Origin of the sequence: Phyllobacterium sp. 628 (assembly GCF_014189505.1) — a bacterium.
In the GTDB taxonomy this organism is placed as follows: domain Bacteria; phylum Pseudomonadota; class Alphaproteobacteria; order Rhizobiales; family Rhizobiaceae; genus Phyllobacterium.
Genome location: NZ_CP050301.1, coordinates 1416666 through 1429527 on the forward strand (window position 1 = coordinate 1416666; position 12862 = coordinate 1429527).

Annotated in this window: 10 protein-coding genes and 1 tRNA gene; 6 read left to right on the top strand and 5 right to left on the bottom strand. The window is 56.5% G+C overall.

Going from position 1 to position 12862, the window contains the following annotated elements; all coding sequences use genetic code 11:
- Positions 1-223: 223 nt before the first annotated feature.
- Entirely contained in the window at positions 224-3442 is a 3219-nt protein-coding gene (locus tag HB779_RS08535; RefSeq protein WP_188345296.1) for a PAS domain S-box protein, read from the bottom strand.
- 292 nt (positions 3443-3734) lie between these two features.
- On the opposite strand from HB779_RS08535, the gene HB779_RS08540 reads away from it, so the two are divergent.
- Both HB779_RS08540 and HB779_RS08545 read left to right on the top strand, forming a co-directional pair.
- Positions 3735-4190 (top strand): phasin, encoded by a 456-nt coding sequence (locus tag HB779_RS08540; protein ID WP_188345297.1) that lies wholly within the window; start codon positions 3735-3737, stop codon positions 4188-4190.
- Between the two features lie 223 nt (positions 4191-4413).
- Positions 4414-4490: transfer RNA gene (locus HB779_RS08545), tRNA-His, on the top strand.
- Between the two features lie 112 nt (positions 4491-4602).
- On the opposite strand, the gene HB779_RS08550 is transcribed toward HB779_RS08545, so the two are convergent.
- Positions 4603-5049, bottom strand: coding sequence for an acetyltransferase (locus tag HB779_RS08550; protein WP_244642492.1), 447 nt, complete (start codon positions 5047-5049; stop codon positions 4603-4605).
- A gap of 169 nt (positions 5050-5218) precedes the next feature.
- On the opposite strand from HB779_RS08550, the gene HB779_RS08555 reads away from it, so the two are divergent.
- The 3 genes from HB779_RS08555 to HB779_RS08565 are packed head-to-tail and all read left to right on the top strand — an operon-like array spanning position 5219 to position 8365.
- Positions 5219-5896 carry a response regulator transcription factor gene (locus HB779_RS08555; RefSeq protein WP_188345298.1) on the top strand — a complete coding sequence of 226 codons (678 nt, stop codon included), beginning with the start codon at positions 5219-5221 and terminating at the stop codon, positions 5894-5896.
- Positions 5883-7271 (top strand): sensor histidine kinase, encoded by a 1389-nt coding sequence (locus HB779_RS08560; RefSeq protein ID WP_188345299.1) that lies wholly within the window; start codon positions 5883-5885, stop codon positions 7269-7271. Before HB779_RS08555 ends, HB779_RS08560 begins: the two co-directional genes overlap by 14 nt.
- Positions 7268-8365, top strand: coding sequence for an ABC transporter substrate-binding protein (locus HB779_RS08565; RefSeq protein WP_188345300.1), 1098 nt, complete (start codon positions 7268-7270; stop codon positions 8363-8365). The genes HB779_RS08560 and HB779_RS08565 overlap by 4 nt, the downstream gene beginning before the upstream one ends.
- Positions 8366-8369: 4 nt before the next feature.
- Here the strand turns inward: HB779_RS08565 and HB779_RS08570 are convergent, their stop codons facing one another.
- Together HB779_RS08570 and xseA are read right to left on the bottom strand one after the other, a co-directional pair.
- Positions 8370-9449, bottom strand: a complete 1080-nt coding sequence (locus tag HB779_RS08570; protein ID WP_188345301.1) for an esterase-like activity of phytase family protein — start codon at positions 9447-9449, stop codon at positions 8370-8372.
- 133 nt (positions 9450-9582) lie between these two features.
- A complete protein-coding gene (gene xseA / locus HB779_RS08575) occupies positions 9583-11166 on the bottom strand; it encodes an exodeoxyribonuclease VII large subunit (protein WP_188345302.1) in 1584 nt (527 codons plus the stop codon).
- Between the two features lie 96 nt (positions 11167-11262).
- On the opposite strand from xseA, the gene HB779_RS08580 reads away from it, so the two are divergent.
- Positions 11263-11841 (top strand): DUF2585 domain-containing protein, encoded by a 579-nt coding sequence (locus tag HB779_RS08580; protein WP_188345303.1) that lies wholly within the window; start codon positions 11263-11265, stop codon positions 11839-11841.
- A 6-nt stretch (positions 11842-11847) separates the two neighbouring features.
- On the opposite strand, the gene HB779_RS08585 is transcribed toward HB779_RS08580, so the two are convergent.
- Positions 11848-12804: a LysR substrate-binding domain-containing protein gene (locus HB779_RS08585; protein WP_188345304.1), complete on the bottom strand. Its 957-nt coding sequence runs from the start codon at positions 12802-12804 to the stop codon at positions 11848-11850.
- Between the last annotated feature and the right edge of the window lie 58 nt (positions 12805-12862).

A 12862-nucleotide genomic window follows, 5' to 3' on the forward strand; every position in this document is an offset into this window, starting at 1 on the left:
CGATGACAGATTGCAATTCAAGGCCTATGCACTTTTGCAGCCAATTTGTTATTTCGGCATGTGCCAGCGTAATGCGGATTCAATGAGGCAAGGGGTTTCGAGGCAAATGGGTCCAGCCTCAAAGTGAGTGCATTGTGCAACGCTTGTGCATGCATCTGCTTGCACGGCAGACAGGCCGCATGCCAGCGGATGGTTGTGTCTCACATTATCCGCGTGATGAGCTTTAGTCGGCGAGGACCCGCGTTGATGGGAAGCTGATTTCAACCATAGTGCCCCGTCCCGGTGTCGAATCGATAGAGAAACTGGCCCGGTTGGCTTCGGCCATGGCTTTGGTCAAAGGTAAGCCAAGACCGGTGCCGTCAGTCCTTGCGTGCTTTGGCGTGGTAATCTGCTTGTATGGGCGCAGGGCCTGCTCAACTTCCTGCCGGGTCATGCCAATACCCGTATCCCGGACCCGCAACAACACGTCGCCGCTTGGCTCGTAGCTGGTGGAAATGATCACCTGTCCACCCGGTCCGGTAAACCGGATGGCATTCGACAACAGGTTCAGCGCAATCTGCGTGATTGAGCGATGATCGGCGACAATATCAGGCAGCTTTGATGTGAGGCTGGAACGAATAATCACCCGTTCACGGTTTGCCTGCGGCTGCATGATGGCAACGGCTTCGGTCAGTGCTTCGTTCAACGATACTGCCTGGAAATCAAACTCGACAGCACCAGCTTCGATCTTGGAGATATCCAGAAGATCATTGACGAGCGAGAGCACATGATTGCCGGAGCGGCTGATATCATGCAGATAATCGCGATAGCGTTCGTTGCCGATTGGGCCGAATTTTTCGTCCGCCATCAGTTCGGAAAATCCGATGATGGCGTTAAGCGGCGTGCGGATTTCGTGGCTGATGCGTGCGAGGAATTCGCTCTTATGGCTGGAGGTCCGTTCGGCCTCGCGCTTGGCGCTGACAAGCTCCTCTTCGGCCTGCTTCCAGTGGGTGATATCCCGCAAGACCGCGCAAAAGCCCTTCGAGGCGTCCAATTTGCCGATGGTCATGAACAGGGGAATGAACCGGCCCTTGCTCTCGCGGCCAATAACTTCGCGACCGTCATTCAGAACGCTGGCAACGCCATTGTCGGAAAGGCTGCTGACATAGTCCATCGCCGCGCGCTGGCTCTCGATGGCAAACAACAGCGAAAACGCCTTGCCCTCTACCTCTTCCGGATTATAGCCGAAGAGTGCCGCAGCCGAGTGATTGATCGAGCGGATTGCTCCGGCAGAGTCCAGCAGGATAACGCCGTCCGTTGCGGTATCCAGAATGGCGTTGAGCTCGTCGATACGGGTCTGCAGCAATTGCCGCTCGCTGTCGTCAAATCGCTGTTCCTGCGATTGTACGATTGCAACCGGGGCCTCGGGCGAAAGTGCAAGAAGCAGCGCGCGTTCGCCGTCCTCGTCCCAGCGTACCGCCTGAAGATGGGCTTGCACGCGTTTCGTTGTTCCATCGCTGCGGCGCAGATTGACACCACCCGCGTGATCAGCTTCATCTCCGACAGGTGCATCGGCGAAAAGCGTATTCAACCCGCCTGCAGCGTTGATGGCATCATGCGAGTCGTAATGCGTGGTCTCAAGCAACGCCTTATTGGCATAGACGAGAATTCCATGGCGATGGATTAAAACCGGAAGCGGCAGAGCGGCGAGGATCGCCGTATCGACGCCCTGACGTGCCTGTGTACGGATATTCTCGGCAAAGTCTCCGTGGGCCAAACCGCCAGCTTCTGGTTTATCATCACTTTCACCGACCGGCGATGGTTCAGCAAAACCTGGTCCGACAATTTCGGCCTCTGGCACTGACGGCGGATCACGATCAAGCTTGGTAATTGCGCTGGCTTTTGCCTCGGCAGCAACTTCCACTGCAGATGCAGGAATATCATCATCCCTGGTGTAATCCGCGAGCACTTCGCGGCGCAGCCGTTCGGCGATTTCGCGGAATGCATTGCGCTCTGTCTCATTGAGGCGGCCATCGTCACGTGCAGGACGATTGGTCTTCAGCGGGATGACATTGCCGTCGATTGTTTCAGTCGCAGCGTCCGGGCGTTTTGTTGCAACAGGCACGGTCGGCGTAATGACGAGCGCCGGCGTTTCACCATTGAAAGCATCAACGGGTTCAGATGCTTTGGGCGCGAGCGCTTTGCCTATCGCTTCGGGATCAACAGTAACATCGCCCATCCGGGCAACACCAAAACCGCGGAACCCCATAAAAACGCGATCGCGCGAATAGATCGGTAGCGCAGCCAGTTCAATCGGAACGCGCAGATCTGTCGACTCTATCGGCCACAGGACGGTCCGTCCGGACCATGTATCGCGGCGTTCCAAAAGTTCGGCAATCTCACCGCTGTGGTCGAGCCCATAGACCTTGGCAACATCGCGAAACGACTTGCCGATAACAGCCGCAGAATTTGGCCCCACCGCCGCAACAAACTCCGGTGATACTTCATCGAAATTGGCATCGGCATCAACCTTCCAGACAAAGCGGACCGGATTGTCGGAAGGCTTGTATTGGAAAGCTGTGTTTGCAGAGCCGGAGACCAAGGGCATTTGTTCAACAGTTTCCGGCGCTGTTTCCAAAGGCGGTTCTTCGACGGACTGGGCTGTTGGTGCGCTTATCAGTACTTCCGTAGGCTCAACTGCAGGTTCGATCTGATCGACGGCGGGAGTAATATCCGCAGCCAATGCAGGATCAGACTTCTGTTCTGTTGAAGCTGCGGGCGCTGGTTCAGCTGCTTCTCTGGCAACGTCCTCAATGGCAAACAGCAAATGCAGGGCAGGGCTGTCGGTCAATCGGGCAATGCCGGTTGGCACGGCACCCCTGGCGGTCTGGACAGGGCGTTTGACGAGACGATTGCGTTCCAGCCGCACTTCCCGCACCAGATCGCCCAAAATCTTGTCGCTGAAACCGATGGCGCGAAACTGGTCCGAAGCGGCCAATACTTTGCCCGTCGAGTCGATCATTGCTGCGTGGGTCGTGCTGTCGCCAAAACCTTTGATCGCCAGCGCTGCAACGTTGTCCTCCGATATCATGCGTGCGGTATTGGCAATGGACAAGAGAATGGCCGGCTCGCCGCGCGGCAATGTCAGGTCGCTGGCCTGAAAGGTCAGTATACGGCTGGCAAGTCCGAAAGCCACGCGCAGCGAAACCGTACGGCCATGGCCGATTGCCGGAAAGCCATCGAGCGCCATAAGCTGCCGTCGGGCTTGAACATTGAGCACCGCGCCACCATCCAGAATATCATCGATGCTCGCGTAGCCAAGCGCGGCTGCGCCCTGGCCATTGGCCCAAACGACGTTTTCGAGATCCGGCGAAATAACCACAAGCGCATCGCCATTGGCAAAATGCTCCCGGATTTCATCCAGGACGGCAATGTCAATGAATGGGTAGGTTCCAGACGTCATCAGTTGACTGGTGCACTCCGCAATAGACACCCGCTTCGGCGCGGGCTGTCTTTAATACTCTGTTAATAAAGATTTGGCGATCAATCGTCCACTCACACTGCCTTTCCTCACACGTCTTTCTCTTGGTTTAGTTAACTCCGGAAGCCGTCCACACAAATATTTTGATGGAAAATCAGGTGCTTGATTGTGCGATGCAAAAGAAATGTTGCAATGCACAATAAATGCAGCTATATACAATTCATGAATTCACAAGCAGCGGCAAAGACTGCTGCAACACCGGAAGGAACATATTATGAGCAAGACTACAAAACAGACTGCTGATGCGTTCTCGATCCCTACCTTTGATGCAACCGCTGTAACCGATCAGGTTCGCGAATTCACTGAAAAGGGCGTTGCCCAGTCCAAAGAAGCTTATGCCAAGATCAAGGATCAGGCTGAAGCTGCACAGAAGACACTCGAAAGCACATTCGAAACAGCGCAGTCCAACACCGCTGCTCTTTCGCTCAAGGCTCTTGCTGCTCTGCGCACCAACACCGAAGCCAGCTTTGCTCATATCGAAGCTTTGATCGGCGTAAAGTCTTTCGGCGAAGTTATCGAACTGCAGAGCGCATTCGTTCGCAAGCAGGCTGAAGCTCTGACAGACCAGGCCAAGGACTTCCAGACAGTTGCAACCAAGGCTGTTGAAGAAATCTCCGCTCCGGTCAAGTCGGCTGTCGAGAAGGCAATCAAGGACGTCAAGGTCGCCTAATTATAGACCTGTGATGCAGAAAATACTCCAGCGGCATTCCTCCTCCCAGTCGCTGGAGACGCAAGACCACATAGTTCCTCCCGCGTAGGTCTTGCATTAATGGAAAAGGCCGGATCCTCCCCCGGCCTTTTCTTTTTGTTTGTTTTTGGCTTTCTGTTGCATCGAGCGCTTGCCAAAAGCGTCAATCTTCCGTATGTGACGCCTGTCGAAAAGAAGACGGTACGCGGTCGTAGCTCAGTTGGTTAGAGCGCAGGATTGTGGCTCCTGAGGTCGGTGGTTCGAATCCACCCGTCCGTACCATTCTTGAAAAACCCCCAATGTTTTGAAGGCCTAGCATCGCAACTGCCCAAAAGCAGCGCGATTGTTTTCGCGTATTCTGCACGCGCTTGGCCCCAGCCGGAATCGCAGTGGCTTAAGCTGGCTGCTCCATGTGAATCAGGGGAAATGGCCGGCCTGATCCATCCAGTTCAGAATGGCCGGTCTGGACGAAGCCGTACTTCAGGTAAAAGCCGTGAGCATCGGGATTCTGTTCGTTGACATCAACGCTCAGTGGGCCTTTGAGCGTGCGCGCGTGATCAAGCAGCCGCCTGCCCGTTCCCTGACCATGCCGGGCCGGATCAACAAACAGCATTTCGACTTTTGCTTCGTCCAGCCCCATGAAGCCAAGACGTTTGCCGGATGGTGTTTCGGCCACCCATACTTCCATACCGGGCAGGGCTTCCTCACGCACCAATGGCAAAAAGAACTGAATGTCATCTTCGGACAGGAAATGGTGCGTCGCACGCACGGCGCTTTCCCAGATCGCCACCAGTTCCGGTATGTCATCATTCTCTCTCGGCCGGATAATCATTGTCTTCATTCCAGTATTTTTCATACAATTCGGGCTTGCATTGCGCAGCAAATGCAACGTCTCGATATCGCGCGATTCAGTCTTTGCCAAGCCGAAGGCAGGTTTGCGGCACGACAAGTTATTTTCAAAACGATGATCTCCAATTGATCCCTTGCAGCGTTCATGCCAATGAAACCGCATGCGCATATTGCTGGTTGAGGATACGCATGATGTCGGGGAGGCCATCGCCAAGCGATTTGAGGCGATTGGCCATGCTGTGGATTGGGAAACCAATGGCCGGGATGCGTCCGAGATCATCGATTTCACCGAATATGCCCTGATCATTCTCGATGTCATGCTGCCGGGGATGGATGGTTTCGAGATACTCAAACGCTTGCGCAAATCCGGTAATACAGTCCCTGTACTGGTTCTGACCGCACGTTCCGAGATTGAAGACAGGGTTGGAGCGCTCGATCTGGGTGCCGACGATTATCTGGTCAAACCATTTGACTTCCGCGAGCTCGAGGCGCGCGCGCGGGTTCTGATCCGCCGCCGCACGGGCGGTGAGGCGACGAACCTGATCAAATGCGGTGATATCGCCATCGATCGCAGCGCGCGCTCCGTGCATGTCGGCAAGCGCGAAGTTCAGCTGAAACGCCGTGAGTTGACCTTGCTCGAGGTGATGGCAGCGCGCCCGGGGCGAGTCTTCAGCAAGGACGAATTGCTTGATCAGATTTTTGGTTTTGACGAGGCTGCCAATGCCAATGCCATCGAGCTTTACGTGGGTCGCCTGCGCAAGAAACTCGAAGGTGCCAAAGCCCGCATCGTGACGGTGCGTGGACTGGGCTATCAACTGGTGTCCCATGACACGCCGTGAACCTTCGCTTTTTGCGCGTTTGGCGCGGCGCATTTCACTGGTGCTGGGCATCGGCGCGGCACTGCTTGTCAGTGCAGCCTGGTACTATGCGGAGACTGCAGCGGACAAGGCCTATGACCGCCTGCTGGTCGGCGCGGCGCTGCAGATGGCCGAGAGCCTTTCGGTGGAAAATGGTGCTCTCAGTGTGCGTCTGCCAACCTCTGCCTTCGAACTGCTTGGTCTGGCTGAACGCGACCGGATTTTCTATCGCGTCATCGATACCCAAGGTAAAACCGTTACCGGTTATGACGATTTGCAGAGCCCGGAACTGACAGCCGGCAACCGCGATGCGCTGAGCATCACCGAGGGCGTGTATAAAGGCGAGGAGGTCCGCATTGCCCGGGCAACGCGCGTTCTGGCTGATCCATCAGTGGCGGGTCATGCCTATGTGATTGTTGCGCAGACCAACGAGGCGCGCTCCGCCCTCACGCGCGAGCTTACGCTTCGTGCCACCATTCTCGTTCTTGTCATGAGCCTCTTGGCCTTCGGTGGTGCCATGCTGGCCATCCGCTATGCGCTTCAACCAGTCGAACGGCTTGGCGCGGCTGTTCGCCGCCGCGATCCGCATGATCTGACGCCGGTCTCGGTGGATGTACCGCGTGAGCTTGATCCGTTTGTCGGTTCCATCAACCATTTTATGGGGCGTCTCAATGAACGGGTGGATCTGCTGCAACGGTTCATCGCCGATGCTGCTCATCAGATCAGGACCCCGTTGACGGCGCTTTCTGCTCAGATTGATCTTCTGGGGCAGGACAAGCTTGATAAAGCTGGACGTCAGCATTTCGAGCGTGTGCAGCAGCGCACCGGCGAGCTGGCCCGGCTGACCAACCAGTTGCTCAGTCATGCAATGGTCATTCATCGCGCGGATTCGATCCAGCTTGAGCCGATCAGCCTTGTGGATGTGGCACGGCGGGCTTATCGCGCTGCCATCCCGATCACCGTTGATCCTGATATTGTCATTTCATTCGAGGCGCCCGATGACAGGCCCTTTGTGCTGGGGGATGCCGTGAGCCTGCGGGAAGCGATCGTCAATGTTATCGACAACGCATTGCGCCATGGCACGGATCAGCGACTGGAAGTGCGGGTGCGTTCCGATGCTATCGACGCTTACGTCGAAGTTGAGGATGACGGGCCCGGTATTCCACCTGAAGGGTGGGAGAAAGCCACTCAGCGCTTTGCCACGTCTAAATCCCACGAGGGAAGTTCGGGACTTGGTTTCGCGATTGCGCAGGAAGTGGTGAATGCTCACGGCGGCACGCTGGGTTTCCGCGCCCGCAACGAACGGGGATTTACGGTGATTTTGACATTGCCGCTGTATAAGGGCCTAGCGAAATGATTCGGCTTTGCATCACCGTCTTTGCTCTCCTGTCATTTGCCTCACAGGCAATGGCAGTTGAGGATAATCGCACACAGTTCCCAGCACTGCAGTTAGAAACCGGTAGGCTGACCATATATTCGACCACGGATCTTGCGGCGATGAAGCCGCTGATTGATGAGTTCCAGAAATCGTCTCCAGGCATAGCCATCGACTATATCGAGTATCTGACCAATGAACTGCACGCGCTTGCCAACGAGGCGTGCCGCAAGGATCAGCCTTTGGGCGATTTGCTGCTTTCATCGTCGGTTGATCAGTTGCTGAAGCTTGCCAATGATGGTTGCGCTGCGTCGCACACCTCGCCGGAAACCGCTGGTGTAGCGGACTGGGCAAACTGGCGCGATGAGGTTTTTGGCTTCACCTATGAACCTGCGGTATTTGTCTATAATACCCGCAAGGTACCGCCTGCCGAAGTGCCGCGCACTCATGTGGAATTGGCTGACCTGCTGCGCGAGCGTCTGGATTATTATCGCGGCCGGGTTGGTACCTACGATATCCGTTTGTCCGGTATCGGCTATCTCCTGGCCTTCTACGATGCGCGGCAGACAAACACGGTGTTTGGCCGTTTGCTGGAAAGTATGGCACGCGCCTCGGCGGTTGCGCGGTGTTGCACCGGGGAAATCCTCGAGGAAGTTGCAAGCGGGCGACTTTATATCGGCTATAACATGCTTGGCTCCTACGCTTATGACGCGGCGCGCAAACATCCTGATCTGCGGATTGTGGTCCCGCGTGATTATACGCTGGTACTCAGCCGTGGCGCGCTGGTGCCCAAATCCGCCGTGCGCGGTGATCTTGGCGCGCAGTTTCTCGATTTTCTCCTATCAGAGCGCGGGCAGGAAATTGCACGCAGCAATGCGTTTTATTTCTCCGAAACTGGCGGATTGCCACCGGATGTCGATGGCCCGCAGAACTTGAAGGAATCGGGTATTGCACAGCCCATCCGTATCGGACCGGCCTTGCTCGCCGTGCAGGACAGGGCACAGCGTCAGCGGTTTATTGAGGATTGGTCGCGCTCGCTGATCGAGCTCAACAGTCCGGAATGGACCCGGGAATAGAAGCCTATGGATGAGACAATCTGAAGACCACGAACTGCGTTGCTTGCGCCGGATTGAAATTGTTGTCGGATGCAATCACAAGCGTCTTGTTGCCGCCAATCTCAGGACCCCAGGTTGCCGATTCGATATTGTCGACGTCGAGGCCAAAATCACCCTCACCAAGCTTCAGCACAAGTTCCTTCTTCATGGGGACGAGCGGCTTGTCCTTCAGTGATAGTTCGCCGCTTATATTGGTCGCACCGGTGAAGCTTGTCCGGTAGAAATTGATCTGATTGCCGACGCCCAGCGCAAAAGCACGTTCGACCGCCAGCAAACCATCGCCGAACGGCACAAACTCCGACATGCCGTTGTCGTTCCAGTAGGGTGCCTGCGTTGCCTGAGCAAAAATCGGACCGGTGTCGTAGACATATTCTGCGGTTGCGGTGCCCGAACCGATGTCGAAAGCAATGATGCGGGAACGGCTGCCTGCTTCGAGTGTGGCCTTTGGGCCATCTTGCACAAGTGCATTCTCGGTTCCCGCCAGCAGGGTTTTGCCATCGGGCGAAATGGCCACGCTTTCAAAGGCCAGATTATTCTGGACGCCGCGCGTCTTGTCGCCATTGGGCAGATAGGCATCGGGCAAAACGAACTCCCGCACAAATGTGCCGTCCGCACGGGACTCGCGCACGGCAGGCTTGCCGTTCAGATCGCCTTCGCTTGTCCAATAGAGTGTGCCGGTTGCTGGATTGAAGCGGATGGATTCCGGATCCACATCCTTTGCAGCAAAAGGCTTACCCTCGGCATCGAGCATTGTATGGGTCGCGACAATATCAAGGCCATGGATGCCCTTCTCGTCCATGGCAATCCTGAGCGTGTAAAAGCGCGCAAGCGCTTTCTCCGAGCGGTCGTCGGAGATGGCGTAGTAGATGTCGTGTGCCGCATCATAGTCGAGCCCGGAAATACCGCCGAACTCTACACCGGCGATTTTGAGGCCAGTGGGGAGGACGATCTCGCCCATGAGGGAAAGCTTGCCAAAATCCTGAGCCGAGGCGTTGGTGATCGCAGCCCAAAACAGGATCGCGGCGGATAAAGAGAATGTCTTCATGATGACGGTCCATGGATGAGCGCAAATACGCGGCAGCGCTTCGGTTTACCCGTAGCAGTCGAGTTTGACGGATGGATGAATACGTCACTGCCTGATCGTCCGGCAGAAAAAGGGGTATTATTCGCTCTGCGGACTAGAAAAGCGTACCCTGATCGGTGCCGGGAACCACAGATTTTTTAACCGTTGCAGGACGCTCCGGCTTTGGTTGCGCTGGCGCTGCGTCACCGCTCTTGGCGAGGGCCAGCACATCACCATCCTGAAAGCGCAGGGTCAGATCATCGCCAGCTGCTATCGCCGCTGCTCGTTTAACCGGCGCACCTGACGGGTCGAGGACAATGGCAAAGCCACGTTCCAGCACGCTCGTGTGTGAAAGCGTCTTCATCAGCCGCTCCAACTCAACACCGCGCCGCTTGGCACGGTCAAGCGTGAGTCCGATGGCCTGATCCTGCCTGCGCATCAATTGGTTAAGTGATTGGCGGCCACGCACGGCCAGACGGGAAATGGGTTCCGGTGACAGGCGTTGGATATGGCGGGCAAAGATGGCGCGGCGGTCACGCAGGAAGACTGACAGGCTGCGCGGCAGGCGATCCCCAAACATCGTGACTTCACGCTGCTTTTCGCGGAAACGCTGTTGCAGGACGCGGGGCGACAATTGCCTGGCGCGGCCATCAAAATGCGCGCGCTTCTTTTGCGTGTTGGCTTGCAAGGCGCGGCCAAGCCGGGCCGCTGTTTCATCGAAATGCCGCCGCGGCAAGGCCAGCAACTGATCGGCTGAGGGCAGGGCACGCGACAGTGCCCGCTGTGCTTGCCGACGGTTGTCGAGATAACGCGACATGCCCGCAGCCAGCCGTGCACCATAGGTTGCAACGCTGGCCTGCAGGTCTGCCCGCACAGGCACAGCCATTTCAGCGGCACCAGTCGGTGTGGGCGCCCGCACGTCAGCGGCAAGGTCGATCAGCGTCCAGTCGGTTTCGTGACCCACTGCCGAGATAACCGGGATTTCCGATGCCGCAACCGCACGCACCACGATTTCATCGTTGAAGCCCCAGAGATCTTCCAGACTGCCGCCACCCCGCGCGACGATCAGAACATCGGGGCGGGGCAACGAGCCACCGGGTTGCAATGCATTGAACCCGTTGACCGCAGCCGCCACTTCCGCGCCTGACGTCTCGCCCTGCACGCGCACAGGCCAGACCAGCACGTGCAGCGGGAAGCGATCGGTAATGCGGTGGATAATATCGCGAATGACTGCGCCAGTCGGCGACGTAACAACACCGATAATGCGCGGCATGAATGGCAGCAATTTTTTGGCGGCCGGATCGAACAGGCCTTCGGCACCGAGCTTGCGCTTGCGCTCTTCAAGGAGTGCCATCAGCGCGCCTGCGCCCGCTGGCTCCATCTGCTCGATGACGATCTGATATTTCGATGATCCCGGATAGGTCGTCAGCTTGCCCGTAGCGATGACTTCCATGCCCTCTTCAGGCTGAAATTTCAGGCGGCTCATACTGCCGCGCCAGACAACAGCCTCGATGCGGGCCTTGTCATCTTTCAACGAGAAGTAGGCATGCCCTGAGGAATGGGGACCGCGATAACCGGAAATTTCACCCCGCACGCGCACGTGTCCGAACGTATCCTCAACAGTGCGCTTTAGCGCTCCCGAGATTTCAGATACGGAATATTCAGCGACATTGGATGTTGATTCGGACTTTTCGGTCATTTGCTATTCCTACCGGGGTCGTGAATGGCGTCAAGTCTCGGGTGGCTTGCTTCCAGAACTATGGACATGGGCCGGGGGATAAAAGGGGAAATACACATGTCCGCAACCATAGGGCGTCTGAGCCTGCGCCATTATCTCTTGATCGGCGCCGCCATGATCGCGCTTGCCGCAATTATTCTGCTGCTTATGGGGCGCAACCCCATCTGCACCTGCGGCAATATCAGATTGTGGGTGGGCGAAACCAACTCCTCGGATAATTCCCAGCATATTTCCGATTGGTATTCGCTTTCGCACATCATCCACGGATTTCTGTTCTATGGCATTCTTTGGGTCATTGCCCGTAGCAAGCCGGTCGGCTTTCGCCTGCTCTTTGCCATTCTGATCGAGGCAGCCTGGGAAATCTTTGAAAATACCGACATGGTGATCAACCGCTACCGTGAGGCAACGATTGCGCTGGGCTACACTGGCGACAGTGTGCTGAACTCAGTCTGCGATATCCTGTTTATGGTCATCGGCTTTTTCTTCGCGTCGCGCGCGCCATTATGGCTGACGATCATTATCGCGATCTTCTTTGAACTGCTTGCCGGATACGTCATCCGCGACAACCTCACGCTCAACATAGTGATGCTGCTTTATCCGCTGGACGCGATCAAGGTCTGGCAGGGCGGGCTGTAGGCCTGCTCACCAGCCCGGCACGAGTTCTGTGGAGCGCACCTGCCGCAGGCGCTGATTTACCAGCGCCGGTACCTGTGACTGTATCATGCTGACGGGAGTGGGCATGGACAGGTTGTCAAGGCTTTCGACAATATGCTGTGCCAATGCGTCCACAATGGCTGACGGCTTGGTATGTCCACGCATGATGCCGATGCCGAACTCGGGCAAGCGGCCAAACCCATCCGCTTCTGTGAGAACGCGCATACCCGGGCGTAGGGCGCATTCCGGCAGGATTGACACTGCAAGGCCTGCCAGCACCGCAGCTGCAAGAACAGTGGCCGACCAACTGGTAAACAGAATGCGATAATCATGATGCATGGTGTCGAGCACGTCGATTGCTGCAGCACGCCAGATGCAGGTCGGGCGGCCAACGGCGAGCGGCAGAACCTTTTCCTCATGCACCGTGTGATGGGCTGACGTCACCCAAAGCAGCTGTTCGCTACGCACCACTTCCGAGCGGCGCATATCATCGCATTGCGTCACCAGCGCCAGATCAAGCTGACCCTTGCGGATCATTTCATCCAGATTGACAGTGGGTTCACAGACAACAGAAAGCTCGACGCGAGGATTGGAGCGGGAAAAGCGCGCCATGATCTCAGGCAGGAAACGATCGGCATAATCATCAGGGGTGCCGATACGGATATGCCCCTGCAATTGCGTGTCATCAAAAGCGGCGATTGTTTCACCGTTGAGCTGCATCATGCGGCGGGCATAGGCCAAGAGGCGCTCGCCATCTTCAGTCAGTTTGTTGGTGCGCCCGTCGCGCTCGAAGAGTGCCTTGGATACCCGCTCTTCCAATCGTCGCATCTGCATGGAAACCGCTGACTGCGTCTTGTTGACCGCATCGGCGGCTCTGGTGAAGCTGCCGCTGTCGGCAATGGCGATAAATGTCTGCAATTGGTCGAGATCAAGTGGTGCATTCATGGCTTTGCTCCCGGATCATTCGATCCATCACTATTATTGAAGCTTTATATGAAAAACA

Excerpts from the sequence above, each read along its gene's own strand:
- HB779_RS08565 (WP_188345300.1), top strand. The coding sequence starts at position 7,268 with ATGATTCGGCTTTGCATCACCGTCTTTGCTCTCCTGTCATTTGCCTCA.
- HB779_RS08555 (WP_188345298.1), top strand. The coding sequence starts at position 5,219 with ATGCGCATATTGCTGGTTGAGGATACGCATGATGTCGGGGAGGCCATC.
- HB779_RS08585 (WP_188345304.1), bottom strand. The coding sequence starts at position 12,804 with ATGAATGCACCACTTGATCTCGACCAATTGCAGACATTTATCGCCATT.
- HB779_RS08570 (WP_188345301.1), bottom strand. The coding sequence starts at position 9,449 with ATGAAGACATTCTCTTTATCCGCCGCGATCCTGTTTTGGGCTGCGATC.
- HB779_RS08580 (WP_188345303.1), top strand. The coding sequence starts at position 11,263 with ATGTCCGCAACCATAGGGCGTCTGAGCCTGCGCCATTATCTCTTGATC.
- xseA (WP_188345302.1), bottom strand. The coding sequence starts at position 11,166 with ATGACCGAAAAGTCCGAATCAACATCCAATGTCGCTGAATATTCCGTA.
- HB779_RS08535 (WP_188345296.1), bottom strand. The coding sequence starts at position 3,442 with ATGACGTCTGGAACCTACCCATTCATTGACATTGCCGTCCTGGATGAA.
- HB779_RS08550 (WP_244642492.1), bottom strand. The coding sequence starts at position 5,049 with ATGAAGACAATGATTATCCGGCCGAGAGAGAATGATGACATACCGGAA.
- HB779_RS08560 (WP_188345299.1), top strand. The coding sequence starts at position 5,883 with ATGACACGCCGTGAACCTTCGCTTTTTGCGCGTTTGGCGCGGCGCATT.
- HB779_RS08540 (WP_188345297.1), top strand. The coding sequence starts at position 3,735 with ATGAGCAAGACTACAAAACAGACTGCTGATGCGTTCTCGATCCCTACC.